Here is a 21,630-nt window from a genome sequence, read left to right on the forward strand (position 1 = left end):
CTCGCCTCACCGTGTTGGACACCCGGCGGCCGGGCGTGTGACGCGGCTTTCGCACACTATCCGGCGGCGGCGTACGGCAGCGGCCGTCCGAACAACCCGGGGAATGCGCGTCACAACCCCGTGGAAGGCGTGTCGAAGTAGGTGAGGGCACGCAGGAGTTCCCCGCCGCCCCGCCCGACCGACCGAGGAGATGCCATGACCACGGACCTGTCGCCCGCCGTGCCTGCGGCGAGCAGCACGGAGAAGAACCAGAACGCGCAGAACACCACCACGCTCAGCGGGGGCGGCACCGGCCCCGCCGAACCGGCGGCGACGCGCGGCAAGACGGCCATCGCCGACCTCGTGGTGGTCAAGATCGCGGGTACGGCCGCACGGGACATCCCCGGCGTGCACGACATGGGCGGCGGCCTCTCCCGGACGCTCGGAGCGGTACGCAACCGTGTCCCGGGCGGTCGCCCGAACGTGGGACGCGGCGTGAAGGTGGAGGTCGGTGAGCGGCAGACCGCCATCGATCTGGATCTGGTGGTGGAGTACGGCGTGCCGATCACGGACGTGGCGCGTGACGTACGGGAGAACGTGATCGCGGCCGTCGAGCGGATCACCGGTCTTGAGGTCGTCGAGGTCAACATCGCGGTCAACGACGTACACCTGCCGGAGGACGACGACGCGGACTCGGCGTCCGAGGCCCGGGTCGCTTAACCAGGCCGCTGGTTCGAGAACCGCACGTGTCCCTTTTCGACAACCGCACGTGTCCCCCGCACATGACGACGGTGAGGTGAGTGATGAGCAGAGCGACAGTGGGTCTGATGGTGGGTATGGCGCTGGGCTTCGCGGGCTGGTTCGGCGGTTTCGGCGCGTTCCTCGTGGTGGCCGCCCTGGGGGCGGTCGGCTTTGTGGTCGGCCGGCTCCTCGACGGCGACGACTTCGATCTGCGCGAGTTCCTGAACTCCGGTCGCAGGGGACGCCGATGACGACGCCCGGTGACCGCGCAGGCACCGCTGCGGCGCCCGGCGAGCGCGGTACGACGACGGTGGCCGACCGCGCGGTCCGGCGGATCGCCGAGCGGGCCGCCGGGGAGGCACTGCGGCCCGGCGCGGTACGGGTCGCCCACGGGTCCGTCTCCGTGCAGGGCCGGCGGGCGCATGTGGCGCTCGACGTCGCGCTGCCGTATCCGGTGGGCCTCGACGATGCGGGCGACCGGATCCAGCGGAGGGTGGCCGAGCGGACCGGTGAACTCACCGGCCTCACGGTCACCCGGACCCGGATCCGCATCCGCGGGCTCGACGGCACACCGGACGAGCCCGGGGCGCAGGGCCTCCCGAGCCCTCGGGGCCATCAGGACAGCGCATCCGTCAACGCCGGCACCGACACCGGCACGGACACCGGCACCGCGGTGCCGACCGCCCGGCGGCCCTGGGCCCAGCGCCGCACACCCATGGTGCTGCTCCTGCTGGCAGCCGCCGCGGCCTGCGCCCTGCTGCTGTACGACGTCGTGGCCGTGCACGCGGCGAACCGCGCCGCCATGGGGTGGCGGACGCGGCTGCTGGACTGGCTCTCCGGTCACGGTCCCGGCGACGCGGTGGTGACCGGGCTCGCTGTGCTGATCGCGGTGGTCGGACTGTGGCTGCTGGTACTCGCCGTCACGCCGGGACACCGCCGCCAACTCCCGCTGGTCACCGTCGAACCCGGCCTCCGCGCGGTGCTCGACCGTCCGGCCGTGGCCGTACTCGTCCGTGACGCGGTCGGCGACGTACCCGGCGTCACCGAATGCCGGACCCGGGTCGGCAGACGGCGGATCCGGGTACGGGCCCAGCTCGGGTTCGGCGACCGGGCGAGCGCCGAACAGGCCGTGACCGCCGCCGCGTCGCGGGTGCTGGACGGGCTGAGCCTGCACCGCCCGCTGCGGCTGCGGGTGGCGGTGAGCGCGGAAGCACATGCCGATCTGACCCCCGACCGTCCCGCGCAACCCCCGTCCACGCAAACCCCGCCCACGCCCACGCCGGGGCCGACACCGATGCCGGAACTGACCGGGAAGGGAACGGATCCCGATGCGCCAGGTGCGTAATGTGACGAACCGAATCGCCTTGGCGTGCGCGGGCGTTGCCCTGCTCGCCTCCGGTCTGTTCCTGCTCTCCGCCGGATCCGCCGTACGGTCACGGCTCCCCGCCTGGTGGCCGGTGCCCGGCGCGGACACGGCGCTCGTGGACCGGCCGGGCCTTGAGCGGCTGCGCGAACACACCTGGTGGACACCGGCCGTGCTGAGCGGGCTCACGGTGCTCCTGCTGCTGCTCCTCTGGTGGCTGGCAGGACAGCTCCGTGGCGGTGGCCGTCGTCCGATCCCGCTGACGCCCAGGGGCATCAGCCTGCGCACCGGCGCACTCGCCCAGGCCATGGCCACGCGGAGCGCCCAACTGCCGGGCGTGGCCCGCGCGCACGTCCGCCTCCGCCACGGATCGCGCCGGCTGCGGGCCACGGTCGACGTCGTGCTGGAGCCGGACGCCGAACCCGCGGCCGTACTTCACCGGCTGTCGGCCGAAACCCTCGCCCAGGCACGCGAGTCGGCGGCTCCGCGCTCCGTCGACGCGGCCGTACGCATGCGGGTGCGGGCCCACCGGGAGCGCCGGACCCGCTGACTCAGCGCCCGTTGGTCACGACCGGCCGCCGAACTGCCAGCGGTGGACCTCGATGTCGGCGTACCGGTCGGACGTGAGGACGGCGCGCGCCGTGGCCGGGTCCGGTGCGCGCACCAGCGCCGCGGTCCCCAGCCAGTTGGCGCCGTCGTCGGACAACAACGGCCCGTACGCGATCAGTTCGTCACCGTCATCCGGTACGTCCAGGTCGGCGGCGGGGCCCGTACCGAGGCCGAGCACCAGATACCGGTTGCCCTCGGCCGGGCCGCCGGGGAAGCCCCACATGGTGCGGCCCAGCAGATTGCGCCAGCGGCGCAGCAGCACGTCCCGGTACACGCCGGCCTGGTAGCCGGGCTCGTCGAAGGCGAAGGCACGGGCGGCGGCCGGGTCCGGCAGGTCGAGGACGTGCACGCTGCCGGTGGGCGTGTCGCCGTCGTCGGCGAGCGTCGGGCCGCGGGCGATCATCTCCTGCGCGTACCGGTCCATGTACGACCAGTGCTCTTCCAGCAGTTCGTCGCGCAGGGCCAGGGAACCCGGCCGGTCGCGGTGGTGGCAGAAGTACTCCATGGCCTCAGTATCGGCGTTGCCCTTCCTAGGATCTCTAGGTTATACCTAGGAGTGTTAGGAAGACGAGGAGGACACATGGTGCGGGCCGGTCTGACGGTGGAGCGGGTGACGATCGCGGGCGCCGAGCTGGCGGACGAGGTCGGGCTCGATCAAGTGACCATGTCGCAGGTCGCGCGGCGGCTCGGCGTGAAGGACGCGAGTCTGTACAGCCACGTCCGCGGACTGGAGGATCTGCGCGGCCGGATCGCGCTGCTCGCCGCGGACGAGAAGACCATCCGGATCGCCGAGGCGACCACCGGATGCGCGGGCAAGGACGCACTGGTCGCTTTCGCCAACGCCTGGCGCGCGTACGCCCACGCGCATCCCGGCCGCTACATGGCGACGCAGACCCCGATCGAGATCGACCCGGAGCTGGTGGCCAAGGCGGCAGGACCCCGGCGCGCGGTGGAACTGACCTACGGCATGCTGCGCGCCTACGGGCTGCCCGAACCCGATCTGACCGACGCGGTACGGCTGTTGCGCAGCACGTTCCACGGGTTCGTCGCGCTGGAGGCCGCCGGCGGCTTCGGGCACGAGCGTCCGCCGCAGCAGTCCTGGGACCGCGCCCTCGACGCGCTGCACACCCTCCTCGAACACTGGCCGACCGCCCCGGAAGGAGCTCCCTCATGACCGGCCCGACCACCGGCAGCCTGCGCGTGCACGGCGCGACGCTCCACTACGAAGTGCGCGGCGACGGCCCGCTCCTGCTGCTGATTCCGGGCGGTACGGGCGGGGCGGCCTCCTTCGACGACGTCGCCGACGTCCTGGCCGCCGAGTACACCGTCGCGACGTACGATCCGCGCGGCATGTCGCGCAGCACGCTCGACGACCCCGAGGCCGAACAGAGCGTGGCCGAGCACGCCGACGACGCCTTGCGGATACTGGACCTGCTGTCGCCGGGCGCGCCCGCCCGGGTCTTCGGCGCCAGCTCGGGCGCGATCGCCGGCGTACACCTGCTCATCTCCCACCCCGAGCGCGTCGAACGGCTCGTGGCGCACGAACCACCCCTGGTGGAGGTCCTGCCGGACGCCGCCGGACATCGCGCGTTCGTCACCTCCGTACGGACGGCGTTCCGCACGGAGGGACTCGCGCCTGCCGTGGCGGTGTTCGCGGCAGGGCTGAAGAAGGCAGACGACTCCACCGGGCCGAAGCCCGAGATCAAACTGCCACCGCGGGCGGCGGCGCGGGTCGAGCGGACGATGGCCGACATGCCGTTCTTCGTCGGGCGCATCGTGCCGGAATTCATGTCCTACGCACCGGACATGGAGCGCTTCACGGCCGTGTCGGACCGGTTCGTGCCGGCCTGCGGCGAGGACTCACGCGGGGAACTGCCCTACCGCCCCGCCGCGTTCCTGGCCGAGCGCTTCGGCACGGAGCTGGTGCACTTTCCGGGCGGCCACGTCGGACTGACCACGCACCCCGCCGAGTTCGCCGAGCACCTGCGCAAGGTGCTCGGCGACTGACCGGCAGCGGCGACGGCCGCGTCCGCGCCTACGGCTTGGGCGCCTGCGAGATCCGTACCGTGTTGCCCGACGGGTCGCGGAACGCGCAGTCGCGCGGGCCGTACGACTGGTCGATGGGCTCCTGAAGGACCTCGGCGCCGGAGGCCAGGACCGTCTCGAAGGTCGCGTCCACGTCGTCGACGCTGAAGACGATGTTCGGCAGGACGCCCTTGGTGAGCAGTTCCTGAAGGGTGTCGCCGTCGGCCTGGGACCGTCCGGCGTGCGGCTCCGACAGGACGATCTCAAGGCCCGGCTGAGTGGCGGAGCCGAGGGTGACCCAGCGGAATCCGCCCGACGCGACGTCGTTACGCAGCTCAAGGCCGAGTGCGTCCCGGTAGAAGGGCAGCGCTTCGTCCGGATCGTTGACGGTGATATGGCAGTACTGCAGTGCGATACTCATGCGGGCAACGCTAGTCGGCGGCTTTCGGACCCGCTTCTCGAATCCTGCTCACGTCGTTGCGAGCCGCCATATTCCGGGGCGCCGCGTTTCTGACCGGCCGAGTGCGCACCATCGCCACACATGCCGGCATCGCCGTCACGGCCTGGTGGTCACGGCTGCGGTACGCGCTCGGCGACTCGCCCATGATCTCGGTGAAGCGCGAGCTGAACGAGCCGAGCGACGTACAGCCGACGGTCATGCACGCGTCGGTCACGCTCATTCCGGCGCGCAGCAGCGCCATCGCCCGCTCAATTCGGCGGGACATGAGGTATTGGTACGGCGTCTCGCCGTAGGTCGCGCGGAATTGCCGGGAGAAATGGGCGGGCGACATAAGGGCGTGCCGGGCCATCGTCGGCACATCCAGCGGACGAGCATATTCCCGGTCGATCAAATCCCGCGCCCTGCGCAGATGCGCCAGGTTGGCGAGATCCTGCGAATCCATAGGACGAGATTACCATCCGGACCGTAAAGAAAGCCTCTGGCCAGCGGAAACAACCATTCGGATGCCGTGGCGGGGGCGGAACCTGCCGGTCCGCCGGTGGCCCCTTCGTAAAAAATCTTCGGATGCTTGAACATCGCAGCATCTGCGCCCGTACCCCCTGACGACCGGCCGAGACGCGGCCGTATGCGAAAAAAGGGGACCCAGGTATGACGGCAACGCGCGGAACAGCAGGCGTGGCACGCAGGACCGTCGTCGCGGCGGCCGGCGCGACCGGACTCGGCGTGGCGCTCGCCGCTTGCGGTTCGGACAGCGCGGACGGGTCGTCCGACGCCGCCGAGAAGCCGGACGCCAAGGCGCCGGCCGAGGGTGGCGGTGACGTGCTCGCGAAGACGGCCGACATCCCGGAGGGCGGCGGCAAGGTCTTCGCCGATCAGGGCGTGGTGGTCACCCAGCCGACGGCGGGCCAGTTCAAGGCGTTCTCCGCCACCTGCACCCACCAGGGCTGCAAGGTGAAGGACGTCTCCGACGGGATCATCCACTGCCCGTGCCACGGCAGCCAGTTCAGCGTGACGGACGGCAGCGTCAAGGGCGGTCCCGCGACCAAGCCGCTGCCCGCCGAACAGATCAAGGTCGCGGGGGACTCGATCACTCTCGCGTGACGCCGGGCGCACTCCCGGCCTCCGTGAGCGCCGCGACCGCCGCCCTGATCGACGGGCGGCGGTCGGCGTCGGTGCGCCACACCGCGTAGATGTGGCGCCACATCTTCTGCCGTACGGGTACGACGACGACGCCGTCCGGCACCGGGCCGCGTCCCAGCCTCGGCGCGACACAGACGCCGAGTCCTGCGGCGATCAGCGCGAGCTGGGTGTGGTGCTCCGCCGCGAGATGGGCGATCCGCGGCTCGATGCCCTTCGAGCGCAGCGTGAACATCAGCCACTCGTAGCAGAACTCGCCCTCCGGCCAGGACACCCAGCTGTCGTCGGCGAACTCCTCCAGGTCGACCTCGGCGCGGCCGGCCAGCGGATGGCCGGCGGGCAGGGCGACATCGGCGGCGTCGTCCAGCAGTCGCGCCGTGGCGAGACCGCCGGGCACCGGCAGCCGCTTGTTGTTCCAGTCGAGCACGACGGCGAGATCGAGATCCCCCCGGATCACGCCGGTGATGCCCGCCTCCGGTTCGATCTCCGTGGACCGCACGCGCAGTTCGGGGTGCGAGCGCGCCAGCGCCACCAGCGCGGCGGGGAACAGCCCCCGGGCCGCCGTCGGGAAGGCGCCGATCCGGACCTCGCCGACCGCCTGGCCGCGCTGCGCCTCGATGTCGGCCTGGGCCACCTCGACCTGCGACAGGATCCGCGCCGCGTGATCGGCGAGGAGCTTTCCCGCGTCGGTGAGCCGGACCCCGCGCCCGTTCTTGGCCAGCAGTTGCTGGCCGACCTCCCGCTCCAGTTTGGCCATCTGCTGCGAGACGGCCGACGTCGTGACATGCAGCCCGCCGGCCGCGCCGCTCACCGAACCGTGCCGGGCAAGGGCGTCCAGGGTGCGCAGCCGCTCCAGATTCAACATGTAAGCAATGCTAAGGGAACGGGTGGATCAATTCTCGCTTGTTCTACGAGATGGCAGGCGTCATCGTTACGGGCATGAGCATCGCCCTGCCGCCCCGCCGCAAGCCGGTCGCCCCCTCCGCCCCGCCCACCGCAACGACCCGACCGGCCCTCGACTGGCGTATCCGGTTCGGCGTGCTCTCGCTCATCTGGGGCTTCAGCTTTCTGCTCATCAAGGTCGGCACCCGTGGCTTCGCCCCCTTCCAAGTCACCTTCGGCCGCCTGCTGTTCGGTACGGCGGTGCTGGCCGTGGCGCTGGCCGTACGACGCGAGCGGCTGCCGCGCGGCGGGCGTACCTGGACGCATCTGACCGTCGCCGCGCTTCTTCTCAACGCGCTGCCGTTCTCGCTCTTCGCCTACTCGGAGCTCACGATCCCCTCGACGCTGGCGGGGATCTGCAACGCCACGTCGCCGCTCTGGGGCATGGTCCTGTCGCTGGTCGCCCTCTCCGAGGACCGGCCGACCCGCCGCCGGGTGGCGGGACTCGGTCTCGGCTTCCTCGGTGTGCTGACCGTGCTCGGCGCCTGGCAGGGCTTCTCGGGGCTCGATGTCACCGGTACGGCGATGGCCCTGCTCGCCTCGCTGTGCTACCCGATCGGCTGGATCTACGTACGCCGCACGCTCGGTGGCAACAGCAGCTCACATCTCGCGCTGTCGACGAGCCAGTTGCTGCTGGCCACCGTCCAACTGGCGGTGGTCTTGCCGTTCTTCACCAGCGTGCCGACGTCGCTCCCGGTGGGCCCACTGCTGGCGGTGATCGTGCTGGGCGCGCTCGGCACCGGCTTCGCGATCCTGCTCCAGTACGGCATCGTCGCCGAAGTGGGCCCGACCACGGGCCAAATGGTCACCTACTTCATCCCGGTCATCGCGACGGCCGCCGGTGTCACCCTGCTGCACGAGCCGCTGAGCTGGAACACCCCGGTCGGTGCGCTGGTGGTGGTCGCGGGCGCCGCCCTCACCCAGAGCAGACAGAGCAGACGCGGGGCGCCCGCCATCGGTACGACGCCCGCCGCCCGTACGACCGGAGCGGATCAGCCGTAACTGCGCGCCTGCATCGGGCCGCTCGCCGCCGCCACGGCGTCGGCGAGCGGTCCGATGTCGGCGTCCGAGAGCGGCGAGACGGTCAGCCGCACCCCCGGCGGCGCCGAGAGCCGGAAGCGGGCGCCGGGCGCGACGGCCCAGCCGGCGTGCAGCAGCCGCGCGACGGCGCCGGTCTCGTCGGCCACCGGCACCCAGACGTTCATACCGCTGCGGCCGTGCGCCGCGACGCCCCGTTCCGCCAGCGCCCGTACGAGTGCGTCCCGCCGCCGCCCGTACGAGGCGGCGACGGCCGGCACGTCCACGGCGCCCGAACTCCACAGCTCCACGACGGCCTGCTGCAGAAGCCTGCTGACCCACCCGGGGCCGAGGCGCTGACGCCCCGTCACCCGGTCGACGGTCAGGGCGTCTCCGGTCAATACGGCGACGCGCAGGTCGGGGCCGTACGCCTTCGACGTCGAGCGCACGAACACCCAGCGGTCCGTGACACCGGCGAGCGGGTGCAACGGCAGATCGACGATGGCATGGCCGTGGTCGTCCTCGACGAGGAGCACATCGGGACGGGCGGCGAGGACGGTGCGCAGCTCGGCGGCGCGCCGGGCGGAGACGGCGGCGCCCGTCGGGTTCTGCGCCCGGTCGGTGACGACGACCGCCCGGACACCGTCCTTCAGCAGGCGCGCCAACTCGGCGGACAGCGGCCCCTCGTCGTCCAGGCCCATCGGCACGGGGCGCAGCCCGAGGGCCGGGACGAGATCCAGCAGACTGCCCCAGCCGGGGTCCTCGACGGCGACGGCGTCGCCCGGCCGCAAGTGGGCGGCGAGCACCCGCTCGATCGCGTCCAGCGAGCCCGATGTGACAGCTACGGGTCCTGCGGGCAGCCCGTCGGCGTCGAGCCCCGCGCGGGCGAGCCGCGCCAACTCCGCCTCGACCGGGGCCTGTCCGTAGAGGCCGGGCGCGCTTTCGTGGCGCAGCGCAGCGGCGGCGAGCGCGTCACGCAGCGACGGCAGCAGGGCGGGGTCGGGATTGCCCTCGGACAGGTCCCGCACACCCGGTGGCGCGTCCACCCGGATCGAGCCGCGGACCGTGCTGGCGGGGCGGCGGCGCACGCTGCTCCCCTTGCGGCCCGCCGTCTCGATCACCCCGCGCTCACGCAGCGTGCGGTAGGCGGCGGCCACGGTGTTCGGGTTGACGCCCAGATCCACCGCCAACTCCCGCATCGGCGGCAGGGGTTGGCCCGGGGCCAGCTCACCCGAGCCCACCCCGCGCTCCACACTCGCTGCGATCTCGGCTGCGCGCCGACCGACGATCCGATACTCTCCTAGCACAAAGAAGATTATGCACTAGTGCAATGGAGAGCGCAATGCAGGACCCCACCGGCTACCCGCCGACCGCCCGCACCGTCCCCACCCGCTCGGCGAAGCGGGCGTCCTACGACCGCGAACTGGTGCACGCGATACTCGACGAGACGTACCTCTGCCACCTCGGCTTCGTCAGGGACGGCGCACCGGTCGTGCTGCCCACCCTCTACGGACGGGTGGGCGAGCGGCTGTACGTGCACGGGTCGACCGGCTCGCGCCCGCTGCGGATGGCCGGCGCGCGGCAGCCGGACGACACCGACCCCGGTCTTGCCGTGTGCCTCACCGTCACCCATGTCGACGGGCTGGTGCTGGCGCGCTCCGCCTTCCACCACTCGATCAACTACCGCTCCGTGGTGGTGCACGGCGTCGCCCACCAGGTGACGGACCCGCAGGAGCGGCGCGTCGCGCTCGACGCGATCGTCGACCATGTCGTCCCTGGTCGGTCCCACGACTCCCGGCCGGGCAACGAAAGGGAGCTGGCGGCGACCGCCGTGCTCAGCCTCGATCTCCACGAGGTGTCGGCCAAGGTCCGTACGGGCGGCCCCGGTGACGAGCCTGAGGACGTGGCACTCCCCCACTGGAGCGGTGTCGTCCCGGTGGAGCGCGGCTACGGCCCGCCGATTCCGGCGGACGACCTCGACCCGGCCGTCGCCGTGCCCGACTATCTCACCGTCCTCTGAGGAGCCCGCCGTGCTGATCCATCCCTGGGACGCGCCGCAGGACGACGGTGTCTGGCAACAGTGGCTCGCTGAGCACGACTTCGGCCAGCTCGCCGTCAACGGCCTGCCGGGTGAGCCGCCTTACGTCCAGCCGCTGCACTTCGCCTACGATCCGCTGCGCGGGCCGCACGGTGAGGTGCTCACGCATCTCGCCCGGCCCAACCCGATCTGGCCGGCCGTCGAGGCCGGTGCACCGGTCCTGCTGAGCGTCGTCGACGACTACGTCTACGTGCCGGGCCCCTGGCAGGCGCCGGACGACACCCCGCCCGAGCACGGCACACCCACCAGCTTCTACGCGGCCGTCCAGCTGCGCTGCACCGCACACCTCGTGGACGACCCGCGGGAGAAGGCGGACCTGCTCAACGCGCAGGTGGGCCACTTCCAGCCGGACGGCGGCTCGGCGCGCGCCGCCGTCGGCGAGGCCCCGTACGGCAGGATGCTGTCCGGGATCCGCGGGCTGCGGCTGGAAGTGACCGACGTCCGCGCCAAGTTCAAGTACGCGGCGCACAAACCGGACGACGTGAAGGAACGCACGGCGGCCTGGCTGCTCGCACGCGGCGGCCCGCGCGACGCCGCCGCGTACGCCCACCATCTGCGCCACCGGACGCCCGGCGCCCCGCAGGACGGTGCCCCGCAGGGCTGACCGGGCCCGGCCGCGAGCCCCTTCCCGCGATCCGAAGGAGCTGTCAGACGAGCACCGCGACCCTGCGCCGGGCCGCCGCTCCCCTGGCCTCGGCGACCGCCAGCCCGGCCACCGCCGCGAGCAGCAGCAGGGTGCCCACGACCGTGGCGCCGGTGAGCCGTTCGTCGAGCAGGCTCACGGCGATCACGGCCGCGCTCACCGGCTCCAGCAGCATGATCACGGAGACGGTGGCCGAGCGCACGACTCCGGCGCCCGCGAAGTACAGCGCGTAGGCGAGAGCGGTCGGCACGGCCGCCACATAGACCAGCAGACCGACGACGTCAGGCAGTTGGGCGGTGTGCGGCAGCAGCCCCTCGGCGGCCCCGAACGGCAGCAGTGTGACGGTACCGACCGCGCAGGACCAGGCCGTCGTGGACAGCGGATCGGCCGCCCCGCCGCCACGGCCGAGCCAGCGGGTGAGCAGCGTCATCGCCGCGTACCCGGCCGCCGACAGCACGGCGAGCGCGATCCCCGCCGGGTGTACGTCGCCGCTGCCGCTGCCGCCCAGGACCAGCACGCCGAGTCCGCCGAGCGCCCCGGTCACGGCGAGCAGCCCGCCGCCGCCCAGCCGCTCCCCCATGGTCAGCCGGGCGCCGACCGCGATGAACACCGGCCCGGCGCCGAGGGTGACGACGGTACCGACGGCCAGCCCGGTCAGCTGGACGGCGCCGAAGTAGGCGGTCTGGAAGACGGTGAAGCAGCAGCCGCTGCCGAGGATGCGCAGCAGCCTGCGCCCGCGCGGTTCGGCAGCAGTCGCGTTGGCCCGTGCCCTGGCCCGGCGCGGGCGCAGCGCCAACGCGCCCAGCAGCAGGACGAGTCCGCCCGTGCAGCGCCAGAAGGAGAGCGCGAAAGGACCCATGTCACTGATCCGGTAGACCAGCGACCCCGCGGCGCCGGCCGTGCCCCAGGCGAGACCCGCGACGATCAGGAAGGACAGACTGCGCCCCACGCGCGTGTCGTCGGACACGGCGACAGCGGCGGGGCCGGAATCGGGAACAGAAACGGAAGAAGACTTCGACACGTGACACTCCGTGAGAAGAACGGTTGGTTGGTCGCTCAGCTCCGTCACGCGGGCAGCGACGAACCACCCGGGGTAAGCGCACATCGGCGGTGCCCGGTCCGGTCTTCGTCAGCGGATGGCCGCCCGCGCTAAGCGGCGGGAGGCGGCAATACGGTCAAAGGCATGATCCGTACCCTAGCGCCTCTCCCGGCAAGCTTTGCCCTGTCGCGGTCCCCGGCCCTCCACGGGCGAACATTGCCGATCGCGGCGCTAGGCGGTCGGCCCGGCGGCGGACAACCGCTCGGGCTCGCCCGCCGGCTCATCGACCACTTCGCCGGGGCCGCCCGGCGTGGGACCCGTGGGTGGCTCGCGGGTAGTGGACTGGGCGACGAAGGCGCCGATGAGCACGACGACCCCGCCCACGATCTGCGGCGCCGAAAGATGCTCCCGCAGCAGCACCCAGGCCAGTACGGTCGCGACGACCGCCTCCAGACAGGCGACGACACCGGCCACCTGCGGCGACAGCCTGCGCACCGAGACCACGCCGGTCATGTACGCGAGCACGGTCGCGATCAGTACGATCCAGCCGACCAGCAGCGCCCCGGCGACCCGCGTCCCGCCCATGTCGGCGCTGCCGCCGAGCAGCGACCAGTCCATGCCCCACGGCCGGGCCACGACCGTGAGCACGACAGCGCCGACGAGCAGCCCGTACGCGATCACGCCCATCGGGGGCGCCGGTTCGTCGCCGTCCCCGGCATGGTCCGACAGGACGAAGTAGCCGACCTGGCAGCACGCGGCGCCGAGGGCCAGCAGCAGACCGACCGCGTCGAAGCTCAGCCCGCTCCAGATCTCGACCACACTGGCGAGTCCGCCGACGGCGAGCACCACACCGACGGCCGCCGCCCGGCTGACCGGCCTGCGCTGCACGAAGCGCACCCAGAGCAGCACCAGGGCCGGAGCGAGGTATTCGACGAGCAGCGCGACCCCGACGGGGATACGGGAGATCGCCGCGAAGTAGAACGCCTGCACCCCCGCGACGCCCAGCAGCCCGAAGCCGACGAGCAGCGCCGGCCTGCGGGTGACCAGGGCGCGATGGCGCCAGGCCACCGGCAGCATGACGAGGGCGGCTCCGGCGACCCTGAGCCAGACCACGTGCAGCGGGTCGAGCCCCGCCTCGATCAGCGGCTTGGCCGCGACGCCGGACCCGCCGAACGCGAACGCCGAAACCAGGGCGAGTCCAAGACTGGCGCTCCTGCGCTGAGACACATGCATGGCGTCATCATGGCAGTCGGCGTCAGGAGCGTCACACCGGTGGCACCTGTCGCAGCGATCGCGCCGCGTGCGGCGTGATCGCACCTGTCATGCCTGCGGGCAGGCACAGGCCAGCCGCCAGGCGAGGCTCCGCGTGTCGACCCCGGCTCGTTCGAGCACCTCGACCGCGCGGCAGGCGCGGTCGGCTGCGAGCGCGGCCAGCAGATCCAGCCCGCCCGCCTGCGGGTCACCGCGCCGCGCCGCGCGCTCCAGGGCGCCGTCCATCGCGGTCAGGGCGGCGGGCGACCAGCCGGCCACCGCAGGCCCCTGCTCCGTCACGACGGGCACGGCGCCCGAGTCCTCGACGGTGCCCTGCCAGCGCAGGCCGTAGCCGATGCTGCGCTGGACGAGATAGCCCAGCACCCGGGCGACCTGGGGTCCGCTGTCGAAGGCCTCGCGCACCTCGGGGTCCGACTCGACGAGCGAGTGCAGCAAATGGGCCGTGTCGATCTGCTGGTCCCCGTCGCGGTGCGCCCGTCTGCGCGCACCCGAGACCACCGAGGCCAGTTCCACGGTGAGACGGGCGTCGATGTCGGAGTTGTTCGGTGCGGGCTGTCCTGGCACCTGCGGGGTAGGGCTTTGCACACTCCCACCTCATCAGTCGCACATAATTGCCGCATCCCCGCCGGGAAGCATTCGCCGGTCCCACCGAAGGTGGGCACAGACATGCGGCTTCTCCTCCTTACGAAGGAGATCGCCCCACTCCTCCCGGAGGGGAGGCGAGCCGCCTTGCCATCCGCAACCGTCACGGAGCGCGCACGCGTCGCAACGTACGACGACCGAGACCCGTTGCCGCAGGGAGGGCGCCCGATGTACTGGATGGTGGCCCTGCTCGCCGAGGACGGGCTGCAGTACGTCTACCGCGTGTACGCACCGGCGGAGGCGCTGCGGGGCGATGTGTTCTGGGCGGCTTTCCTCTGTCATGACGAGGGCCCGCACCCACGGGCGTCCGACTGGTTCGACTCGGCGGTGTTCTGGCGGCTGCGGACGGCCGACCGCACCTGACAAAGAAAAGGGCCTGTCCGGCGGATCAAGGCCGGACAGGCCCTTCACACTCACTCATCTCAGCCATGACGACGGCCGACGATCACTCGTCGTCGCCGGCAAGGATCAGATAGAGCTTCTTCCGTGCTTCGTTGGTGACGGCGAGCGCCTTCTGGCGCTGCTCGGGCGTGCCGGTCTTCCAGACCTGCCCGAACGCCTCCATCAGGCCGAAGCCCGCCTGGCGGATCTCGTTGATCGACTCCCAGTCGACTCCACGGCCCGCCTCTTCCCAGGGGGCCTCGGGGCCGGACTCGGCCTCCGTACGCCCCGATTCGGTCAGCGTGAACAGCTTCTTGCCGCCCTCGCTCTGACTGGTGATATGACCCTCGTCCTCCAGCAGCTGGAGCGTCGGATACACCGAGCCGGGGCTGGGGCGCCAGGCCCCGCCGCTGCGCTCGCCGATCTCCTGGATCATCTCGTAGCCGTGCATCGGCCGGTCCTTCAGCAGCGCCAGGATCGAGGCGCGTACGTCACCGCGTCGCGCCCGTCCCCTGCCACCGCCGCCACGACCGCGTCCGCCGCCTCCGAAAGGTCCGCCGAAGGGCGGGCCGAACGGGCCGAAGGCCCCGCGCCGCCCTTCGAAGCCGCCCCTGCCGTGCTGGCCGGGTCCGCAGTGACCCGCTTCGGGTCCGTGCTCATGTCCGTGTGAACGCATGACTGCGCTCCTCTCTTCTTAGACTTATCGCGAATCTGTCGCGATGGCTCAACGATATATCGGAACGCATCGCTTGGCAAACAGCTGCCGGAACTTTTCCGGGCCGCCACCCGCGTATTGGCCTTGGCCTGTGGCTTCGCGCGCCGCCTACGCTCGGCGGATGCAGATTCGAATCGTCGACGCCTTCACCGACCGGCCCTTCGCGGGCAACCCCGCAGGGGTGCTCCTCCTGGACTCCGACGGCTTCCCGGCCGACAGCTGGCTGCAGCAGGTCGCGACCGAGGTGCATCTCTCGGAGACGGCGTTCGCCCACCCGCTGCCGCCCGGCGGACCCGCCGACTGGGCGCTGCGCTGGTTCACCCCCAGCACCGAGGTGGACATGTGCGGCCATGCCACGCTCGCCACCGCGCATGTCCTGCACACCACGGGCCGCACGAACGGCGCCGTACGGTTCGCCGCCCGGCCCGGAGTCCTCGGCGCCGCCGCGCACGACGACGGCACGATCACACTCGACTTCCCGACCTCACCGCTGACGGCGGTGGCCGCTCCCGACGGGCTCGCGGAGGCCCTGGGCGCCGATCCCGTCTCGGTGCACGACACCTCGGAGCACATCGGGGACCTGCTGGTCGAGGTGGCGGACGAGCGGACGGTACGCGCGCTCGCCCCGCACTCCCCCGACCTGATGCGGCAGAGCCGGCGCGGCATCATCGCCACAGCGGCGGCCGAGGATCCCGGCCGCGGCTACGACTTCGTCTCGCGCTGTTTCTTCCCCGGTGTGGGGATCGACGAGGATCCCGTGACGGGCAGCGCGCACACGGCGCTCGCCCCCTTCTGGTCGGCCCGGTTCGGCCGCGACGAACTGACCGGACTGCAGGCGTCCGCCCGCACCGGACTCGTCCGTACGGCGCTGCGCGGCGAACGGACCCTGCTCACCGGCAGCGCCGTGACGGTCATCGAAGGAGAACTGTTCAGCTCCCCGCCCGGCCGCTAACCCGTCGGCAGCCAGCCGACCTTGCCCGCCAGCAGCGCGAAGCCGACGAACGCCCCGATGTCGAGCAGCGAGTGGGCCGCGACCAGCGGTCCCACCCGCCCCCAGCGCCGGTACAGATAGACGAAGACCACGCCCATCGCCATGTTGCCGAGGAAGCCCCCGACGCCCTGGTACAGGTGGTACGAGCCGCGCAGCACCGAACTCGCCACCAGGGCCGCCATCGGCGACCAGCCGAGCTGGCCGAGCCTGCGCAGCAGATACCCGACGACGATGACCTCCTCCAGGACGGCGTTCTGCACGGCGGAGAGGATCAGCACGGGGAACTTCCACCACACGTCCGGCAGTGACTCCGGTACGACGGTCAGGTTGAAGCCCAGGTTCTGCACCACCAGGTAGAACGCGAGCCCGATGCTGCCGATCCCGGCGGCGATCAGCACACCGCGGCCGAGGTCCGACCGCGGCCGCAGCCGGTCGAAGCCGATGGCGCGCAGGCTGCTGCCCTCCCGCAGCAGCAGATGCGCGACAAGCGCGACGGGCACCAGCGCCGTGGCGATACCGAACAACTGCCAGGCGAGATCCAGCCAGGGCCGCCCGGGTGCGGCCGACGCGTTGAGCGTGGCCTGCTGGTGTTTCAGCGCCTGGCTGTTCGTCACCGAGCCGACAAAACTGATCAGCGCCGATACACCGCTTGCACCGAGCGAGAGCGCCAGTACGAGCACCGTCTCGGACCGGAAGATCTTCCGTGAGGGGTCCTCCTCGGGAAAAGAACCGGCCACGCTCCCGGCGTCTGTCTGCACTCCTGCCTCCAGTTGTTCATTCCCGCCTCATGCCACTCGCCGTGCCACTAGGGTCTCGAATACAGGTACGAAGATCGCGCACGACAGGCCGGGGGACGGACGCCGTTCGACGGCGAGGTCCCCCTTCTCCCTTGTTCACCCTTCACGGAGGGGCACCACCGCTATGGGACGTCACAGCTTGCCCGACGAGCCTGTGAGGAACGCCGCCAGGGACCGTCCGCCGCGCCGCCGAGGTGTGGTGGTCACCACCATCCTCGTCCTGGTGGTGGCCGCGGGCGCCGGGGTGGCGGCCCAGGCGGGACTGCTCTCCCGCTCGGGGCCCTGCGCAGGTGATCCGGTACGGGTGGATCTGGTGGCCTCTCCCGACATCGCGCCCGTGCTGCGTACCATCGCCGACCGGGCCCGGCGGGACAAGGTCACCACGGACGGACACTGTCTCGACGTCCAGGTCGCCGCGCGGGAGAGCTTCAAGGTCGCGGCCTCCCTCTCCGACGGAACCACCGACCCCGACTACCAGATCTGGGTGCCCGACTCGTCGCTCTGGACGGACCGGGCCCGGGGCAAGGGCAACGGCGTCCCGCTCACCCCCGCCGGCAATGTGGCCAGCTCCCCCGTCACGGTCGGCGCCGTCCCCACGGCCGCTGCCTCGCTGGGCTGGCCCAACAAGAAGTACAGCTGGGCCGAGCTGACGGCGGCGACGACCGCCACCGACAAGGTACGTCTCGGCACCGCCGACCCGGCCCGCAGCGCCACCGGCCTCCTCGCGCTCGCCAGCATCGCCACGTCGGCCCAGGCTTCCGGCGCGGGCAGCGACACCCAGGTCGCCGCCACGGCCAAGCTCCTCGCGCAGCGCGCCTCCGACTCCGACACCCAGGTGCTGCAGACCCTCGCGCAGGACGACTCCGGTACCGAGACGGGCAATCCGCGCCGTAACGAGGCGGTGCTGCTGTCCGAGCAGGCGGCGTTCGCCCACAACTCCGACGGCGGCGGCGCGTCGAATCTCGACCTCTTCTATCCGACGGACGCCACCCCGGCGCTGGACTACCCGTTCAACCTGGTCGACGACAGCGAGCTGACCACGGACCAGGGCAGGGCGGCGCTGCGCTTCATGACCCTGCTCAGTCAGAGCGCCGCGCTGCACACCCTCCAGGACCACGGCTTCCGGGCCGCCGACACCCCGCTGAAGGCGGCCATGGTGCGCACGGCCGGCGGCCGGGCCCCGCAGCCGTACGCGTCGAGCGACGCGCCCCCGCCCACGGACGACGCGGTGCAGCAGACACTCGGTCTGTGGACCATCACCGTGCAGAGCGCCCGGCTGACGGTGGTCGTGGACGCCTCCGGGTCGATGGCGGATCCGGTGCCCGGCCGCAAGGGTCAGTCCAGGATGGATGTCACCAAGGGGTCGCTGCTCCAGGCCCTCGCCCAGTTCACGCCGCAGGACGAGGTCGGGCTGTGGGAGTTCGCCACCAAGCTCGACGGTGCCAAGGACTACCGCGAGCTTGAGCCGACGGCCCGGCTCGGTGAGTCGGCGCCGGGCGGCGGCACCCACCGCGAGCGGCTGGCCGCCGCCTTCGCTTCACTCAAGCCGGTGCCGGACGGCTCGACGGGGCTGTACGACACGACGCTGGCCGCCTACCAGAAGGCCCAGTCGACCTATGTGAGCGGCAAGTTCAACGCGCTCGTCGTCCTCACGGACGGCACCAACCAGGACGACCACAGCATTTCCCGCGGCGCCCTGATCAACCGGCTCAGGACGCTCGCCGACCCCCGGCGCCCGGTGCCGATGATCGGGATCGCGGTGGGGCCCGACGCCGACCGCACCGAGGTCGACCAGATCGCCAAGGCAACCGGCGGCGCCGGCTACGAGGTGAGCGATCCGGCCGACATCCAGGCGGTGATCCTGAAGGCGGTCATGACGGTCGGCCAGTCCTGACGGCCAGTCGTGACAGCCAGGCGTGACAGCCGGGCGTGACAGCCGGTCGTGACAGTCGGTCCTGACAGTCGGGTCAGGACCGGCACTCACCTCACGACTGGCCGGGGAAGCCGACCGGCCAGGTGTGCACCGGGTCCCCCTGGTGCATCAGCTCGCTGTAGCGGCGGGTGAGCGCGGCGAACGCCGCGTCCCGCTCCAGTCCGGCGTCCAGGGCCCGGTGGAAGGTGTCCACCTGCCATGAGGCGCCGTTCATCCGCCGCTTGCAGCGCTCGTCGATGATCCCGAGGTAGAGGTCCCGGTCGGCGGGCTCGATGTTCCACGCGTCGAGCCCGGCCGCCGCCAGCGGCAGCAGCTCGTCCCGTACCAGCTTCGCCACGGGTACCGAGGTGATGCCCGACGCCCGCCCGGGACGCGGCCAGGCCAGCTCCGCCTCGATGCCGTGGCGGCAGGCGGTGTCAAAGTTCTCGGCCGCCACCGAGAAGGGCAGCTGCTCCCACACCGGCCGCTCGTCCTCCGCCAGCGCCCGCACCAGGCCGTAGTAGAAGGCCGTGTTGGCGATGACGTCGGCGACCGTGGGCCCGGCCGGCAGGACGCGGTTCTCGACCCGCAGGTGCGGCACGCCGTCGGCGACCTCGTACACCGGCCGGTTCCACCGGTAGACGGTGCCGTTATGCAGGGCCAGCTCCTGGAGGTCGGGGATGCCGCCCTCGTCGAGCACCCGCAGCGGGTCCTCCTCCGAACAGATCGGCAGCAGCGCCGGGTAATAGCGCAGATTCTCCTCGAACAGGTCGTAAGCGGAATCGATCCAGCGCTCCCCGAACCAGGTCCTCGGCCGGACGCCCTGCGCGGTCAGCTCGGGCGGCCTGACGTCGGTCGCCTGCTGGAACAGCGGCGGCCTGGACTCCCGCCACAGCTCCTTGCCGAACAGGAACGGCGAGTTGGCGCCGAGGGCGACCTGTACGGCCGCGACGCACTGCGCGGCGTTCCAGACGTCGGCGAAACGCTCCTGCGTCACTTGCAGATGCAGTTGTACGGAGGTGCAGGCGGCCTCCGGCGCAATCGACGCCGACGTGCAGACCAGCCGCTCCACGCCGTCGATGTCGAGGGTGAAATCCTCGCCCCTGGCGGCGACCATCTGTTCGTTCAACAAGGTGTAGCGGTCGACGTCCGACAGATTCGCCGAGACGACGTCCTTACCCGCCAGCGTCGGAAGAATTCCGATCATCACGATGCCGGCGTCGACCTCGTTGGCTTTGCGGTGGGCATATCCAAGGCCGGCCCGCAGTTCCTCGGCGAGCTGATCCAGAACCCGCCCGTCCAGACGATGCGGAGCGATATTTACTTCCAGGTTGAACATTCCCAGTTCGGTCTGGAAATCCTCGCTCGCGATGCGCTTCAGCACCTCCGCATTCATCATGCGGGGCATCCCGTCGGATCCGGCCAGATTCAGTTCGATCTCCAGGCCCATCAGATTCCTGGGCCGGTCGAACCGCTCCTCGGCCAGCAGCCGTCCCAGCGCCGCGAGGCACTGCTGCGACTTCCGCCGGTACTTCTGGCGGTCGGACAGGCCACCACCGTCCGCAACGACCTTCTCACCCATCGAGTGTCCTCCCCGAGTGACCGGCCGGTCGGCCCGTACTCATGTCACGGTCGATAATGCCCCCGGACGGTGATCCGTAACGTCCCGTTCACCGGGTACGCCAGGTAGAGTGGTGAGAACGGTCGTACGGCACATTCCTTTGGCATGCCCATTGGTATGTGACTGACAAGACACCGGCTCTTCTGCGGACACCGCCCGGTCGGGCACGGAATCGCCAACGAGTTTCGGCCGACCGCGCAGCCGGTATCGGCCCAGGCCAGACGGCCGCGTTCACGATTTATCTGCGGGAACTCCGCACAAGTTGGACCGAATAACGCCTTGCCGCAATATCTACGACAGCTAGAAGAAACACCGCGTGAACACGCGTCGTATAAACTGCCGAACGAGGCGGAGAGTCGGCGCCCGGCCACGTGGCCCTTGGCTCCTCCTCTGACCTCGTCTGCCGACAGCGACGTCCGCACCCGCACGCACCGCCCCCGTATGCCCACGTTTCACCCTGTCTCCTGAGTGAGAGGCAACCCACCATGCCGCTGCATGTCCCCCCGGCTCCCGCGCCCGCCCTGCGCAGCGTTCTCGCGGCCCTCGGTTCACCTACCGCCGTCCGTGAAGCACGCACGCCCGCTCTGCAGTCCGTCCAGGGACAGCTGAGCGCCGAGTTCCCCCTGCCCGTTCATGTGCTGGACCGGGTCTCCCCGGCCGGCAGCACCCCGAGGACCCGGTTGACCGGCTGGCGGTTCCTGATCCGCAGCGCCGAGCGCGCCGTGGCTGCGGCGGACACGATGCTCACCCCCGACGGCTGGGCCTTCTCGCGGTTCTTCGAAGGCCCCTACGTCCCCTCGACCGAGCGCGCGCTGCGCCAGGCCGAGACACTGAGTGCCTCGTATCAGCCACGGCTGCTCTCCGTACCCGAGCTGTACATGCTCACGCTGTGGCTGCACGAGGACACGGACGCGGACGCGTCGGAGGGCTCGCCCGCCCCCGCCGACCTGCTGGTGCCGCTGGCGCCCGCGCCGCCCGGTATCGCCTCGCACCTCCCGCACCGCGTCTCCGAGCTGCTGCCGATGATCGGTCTGCGGCTCGCGCCGAAGCCGGCCTCACTCGTCCGGACCCCCGCCTGACCTGCGTCGCGACCGCCGTCCCCGCGCCCCGTTGCCCTCCGGCCACGGGGCGCGCCGCATGCCGTGACGAACGGTCCCGGAGGATGGCCGAGTTGAGCTGAACCGCCCGGCACGGAGCGACGTCATTACTCAACACAAAGTGCTGCCGTGAAATACCTGCGGATCGG

At 71.4% G+C, this 21,630-nt stretch carries 25 protein-coding genes; 14 read left to right on the plus strand and 11 right to left on the minus strand.

The genetic code is table 11. The features are described 5' to 3' along the window. The first annotated feature begins 195 nt into the window (after positions 1 to 195). The 4 genes from OHS57_RS06505 to OHS57_RS06520 all read left to right on the plus strand — a co-directional run bounded on the left by OHS57_RS06505 (position 196) and on the right by OHS57_RS06520 (position 2,633). Positions 196 to 699, plus strand: a complete 504-nt coding sequence (locus OHS57_RS06505; protein ID WP_328581343.1) for an Asp23/Gls24 family envelope stress response protein — start codon at positions 196 to 198, stop codon at positions 697 to 699. 83 nt (positions 700 to 782) lie between these two features. Further along, entirely contained in the window at positions 783 to 971 is a 189-nt protein-coding gene (locus tag OHS57_RS06510; RefSeq protein WP_328581344.1) for a hypothetical protein, read from the plus strand. Beyond that, positions 968 to 2,065, plus strand: coding sequence for a DUF6286 domain-containing Asp23/Gls24 family envelope stress response protein (locus OHS57_RS06515; RefSeq protein ID WP_328581345.1), 1,098 nt, complete (start codon positions 968 to 970; stop codon positions 2,063 to 2,065). The genes OHS57_RS06510 and OHS57_RS06515 overlap by 4 nt, the downstream gene beginning before the upstream one ends. A gap of 1 nt (position 2,066) precedes the next feature. Continuing rightward, positions 2,067 to 2,633: a hypothetical protein gene (locus OHS57_RS06520; RefSeq protein ID WP_328581346.1), complete on the plus strand. Its 567-nt coding sequence runs from the start codon at positions 2,067 to 2,069 to the stop codon at positions 2,631 to 2,633. 15 nt (positions 2,634 to 2,648) lie between these two features. On the opposite strand, the gene OHS57_RS06525 is transcribed toward OHS57_RS06520, so the two are convergent. Next, positions 2,649 to 3,197, minus strand: coding sequence for a YciI family protein (locus OHS57_RS06525; RefSeq protein ID WP_041991856.1), 549 nt, complete (start codon positions 3,195 to 3,197; stop codon positions 2,649 to 2,651). Positions 3,198 to 3,272: 75 nt separating this feature from the next. Here OHS57_RS06525 and OHS57_RS06530 point away from each other — a divergent pair, with 75 nt between their 5' ends. Together OHS57_RS06530 and OHS57_RS06535 are read left to right on the plus strand one after the other, a co-directional pair. Next, on the plus strand, positions 3,273 to 3,866 hold the full coding sequence (locus tag OHS57_RS06530) for a TetR/AcrR family transcriptional regulator (protein WP_041991854.1): 594 nt from the start codon (positions 3,273 to 3,275) through the stop codon (positions 3,864 to 3,866). Continuing rightward, entirely contained in the window at positions 3,863 to 4,699 is an 837-nt protein-coding gene (locus OHS57_RS06535) for an alpha/beta fold hydrolase (RefSeq protein ID WP_328581347.1), read from the plus strand. Before OHS57_RS06530 ends, OHS57_RS06535 begins: the two co-directional genes overlap by 4 nt. 28 nt (positions 4,700 to 4,727) lie before the next feature. Here the strand turns inward: OHS57_RS06535 and OHS57_RS06540 are convergent, their stop codons facing one another. Both OHS57_RS06540 and OHS57_RS06545 read right to left on the minus strand, forming a co-directional pair. Next, positions 4,728 to 5,138, minus strand: coding sequence for a VOC family protein (locus OHS57_RS06540; protein WP_041991851.1), 411 nt, complete (start codon positions 5,136 to 5,138; stop codon positions 4,728 to 4,730). A 10-nt stretch (positions 5,139 to 5,148) separates the two neighbouring features. Next, entirely contained in the window at positions 5,149 to 5,619 is a 471-nt protein-coding gene (locus tag OHS57_RS06545) for a helix-turn-helix transcriptional regulator (protein WP_328581348.1), read from the minus strand. Between the two features lie 206 nt (positions 5,620 to 5,825). Here OHS57_RS06545 and OHS57_RS06550 point away from each other — a divergent pair, with 206 nt between their 5' ends. Beyond that, positions 5,826 to 6,278, plus strand: coding sequence for a Rieske (2Fe-2S) protein (locus tag OHS57_RS06550; protein WP_041991846.1), 453 nt, complete (start codon positions 5,826 to 5,828; stop codon positions 6,276 to 6,278). Here the strand turns inward: OHS57_RS06550 and OHS57_RS06555 are convergent. Further along, positions 6,265 to 7,179 (minus strand): LysR family transcriptional regulator, encoded by a 915-nt coding sequence (locus OHS57_RS06555; RefSeq protein WP_041991845.1) that lies wholly within the window; start codon positions 7,177 to 7,179, stop codon positions 6,265 to 6,267. The genes OHS57_RS06550 and OHS57_RS06555 overlap by 14 nt on opposite strands. A 74-nt stretch (positions 7,180 to 7,253) precedes the next feature. On the opposite strand from OHS57_RS06555, the gene OHS57_RS06560 reads away from it, so the two are divergent. Beyond that, on the plus strand, positions 7,254 to 8,258 hold the full coding sequence (locus tag OHS57_RS06560) for a DMT family transporter (protein WP_328581349.1): 1,005 nt from the start codon (positions 7,254 to 7,256) through the stop codon (positions 8,256 to 8,258). Here the strand turns inward: OHS57_RS06560 and OHS57_RS06565 are convergent. Continuing rightward, on the minus strand, positions 8,249 to 9,580 hold the full coding sequence (locus tag OHS57_RS06565; RefSeq protein WP_328581350.1) for an aminotransferase class I/II-fold pyridoxal phosphate-dependent enzyme: 1,332 nt from the start codon (positions 9,578 to 9,580) through the stop codon (positions 8,249 to 8,251). The genes OHS57_RS06560 and OHS57_RS06565 overlap by 10 nt on opposite strands. Positions 9,581 to 9,603: 23 nt before the next feature. On the opposite strand from OHS57_RS06565, the gene OHS57_RS06570 reads away from it, so the two are divergent. Together OHS57_RS06570 and OHS57_RS06575 are read left to right on the plus strand one after the other, a co-directional pair. Further along, complete coding sequence (locus tag OHS57_RS06570; RefSeq protein WP_041991842.1) at positions 9,604 to 10,293, plus strand: pyridoxamine 5'-phosphate oxidase family protein; 690 nt, start codon at positions 9,604 to 9,606, stop codon at positions 10,291 to 10,293. Between the two features lie 10 nt (positions 10,294 to 10,303). After that, on the plus strand, positions 10,304 to 10,975 hold the full coding sequence (locus OHS57_RS06575) for an FMN-binding negative transcriptional regulator (protein WP_328581351.1): 672 nt from the start codon (positions 10,304 to 10,306) through the stop codon (positions 10,973 to 10,975). Between the two features lie 43 nt (positions 10,976 to 11,018). Here OHS57_RS06575 and OHS57_RS06580 read toward each other — a convergent pair whose 3' ends face one another. The 3 genes from OHS57_RS06580 to OHS57_RS06590 form a co-directional block, all read right to left on the minus strand. Next, complete coding sequence (locus OHS57_RS06580) at positions 11,019 to 11,981, minus strand: DMT family transporter (protein WP_328581352.1); 963 nt, start codon at positions 11,979 to 11,981, stop codon at positions 11,019 to 11,021. 303 nt (positions 11,982 to 12,284) lie between these two features. Then, complete coding sequence (locus tag OHS57_RS06585; protein WP_328581353.1) at positions 12,285 to 13,286, minus strand: EamA family transporter; 1,002 nt, start codon at positions 13,284 to 13,286, stop codon at positions 12,285 to 12,287. Positions 13,287 to 13,373: 87 nt separating this feature from the next. Then, positions 13,374 to 13,910 carry a Clp protease N-terminal domain-containing protein gene (locus tag OHS57_RS06590; RefSeq protein WP_328581354.1) on the minus strand — a complete coding sequence of 179 codons (537 nt, stop codon included), beginning with the start codon at positions 13,908 to 13,910 and terminating at the stop codon, positions 13,374 to 13,376. A 225-nt stretch (positions 13,911 to 14,135) separates the two neighbouring features. Here OHS57_RS06590 and OHS57_RS06595 point away from each other — a divergent pair, with 225 nt between their 5' ends. After that, complete coding sequence (locus tag OHS57_RS06595; RefSeq protein WP_041991834.1) at positions 14,136 to 14,330, plus strand: hypothetical protein; 195 nt, start codon at positions 14,136 to 14,138, stop codon at positions 14,328 to 14,330. A gap of 82 nt (positions 14,331 to 14,412) precedes the next feature. Here OHS57_RS06595 and OHS57_RS06600 read toward each other — a convergent pair whose 3' ends face one another. Beyond that, complete coding sequence (locus tag OHS57_RS06600) at positions 14,413 to 15,024, minus strand: PadR family transcriptional regulator (RefSeq protein ID WP_041991832.1); 612 nt, start codon at positions 15,022 to 15,024, stop codon at positions 14,413 to 14,415. A gap of 160 nt (positions 15,025 to 15,184) precedes the next feature. On the opposite strand from OHS57_RS06600, the gene OHS57_RS06605 reads away from it, so the two are divergent. Beyond that, positions 15,185 to 16,015, plus strand: coding sequence for a PhzF family phenazine biosynthesis protein (locus OHS57_RS06605; RefSeq protein WP_041991830.1), 831 nt, complete (start codon positions 15,185 to 15,187; stop codon positions 16,013 to 16,015). On the opposite strand, the gene OHS57_RS06610 is transcribed toward OHS57_RS06605, so the two are convergent. Next, positions 16,012 to 16,812: a CPBP family intramembrane glutamic endopeptidase gene (locus OHS57_RS06610; RefSeq protein WP_041991828.1), complete on the minus strand. Its 801-nt coding sequence runs from the start codon at positions 16,810 to 16,812 to the stop codon at positions 16,012 to 16,014. The two genes, OHS57_RS06605 and OHS57_RS06610, sit on opposite strands and share 4 nt — an antisense overlap. A 163-nt stretch (positions 16,813 to 16,975) precedes the next feature. Between OHS57_RS06610 and OHS57_RS06615 the strand changes: the two genes are divergently transcribed. Continuing rightward, entirely contained in the window at positions 16,976 to 18,745 is a 1,770-nt protein-coding gene (locus tag OHS57_RS06615) for a substrate-binding and VWA domain-containing protein (RefSeq protein ID WP_328581355.1), read from the plus strand. A gap of 91 nt (positions 18,746 to 18,836) precedes the next feature. Here OHS57_RS06615 and OHS57_RS06620 read toward each other — a convergent pair whose 3' ends face one another. Continuing rightward, positions 18,837 to 20,345 (minus strand): glutamate-cysteine ligase family protein, encoded by a 1,509-nt coding sequence (locus tag OHS57_RS06620; RefSeq protein ID WP_041991824.1) that lies wholly within the window; start codon positions 20,343 to 20,345, stop codon positions 18,837 to 18,839. 524 nt (positions 20,346 to 20,869) lie between these two features. On the opposite strand from OHS57_RS06620, the gene OHS57_RS06625 reads away from it, so the two are divergent. Continuing rightward, positions 20,870 to 21,463, plus strand: coding sequence for a hypothetical protein (locus OHS57_RS06625; protein WP_041991822.1), 594 nt, complete (start codon positions 20,870 to 20,872; stop codon positions 21,461 to 21,463). Positions 21,464 to 21,630: the final 167 nt, after the last annotated feature.

The organism is Streptomyces sp. NBC_00370 (genome assembly GCF_036084755.1).
In the GTDB taxonomy this organism is placed as follows: domain Bacteria; phylum Actinomycetota; class Actinomycetes; order Streptomycetales; family Streptomycetaceae; genus Streptomyces.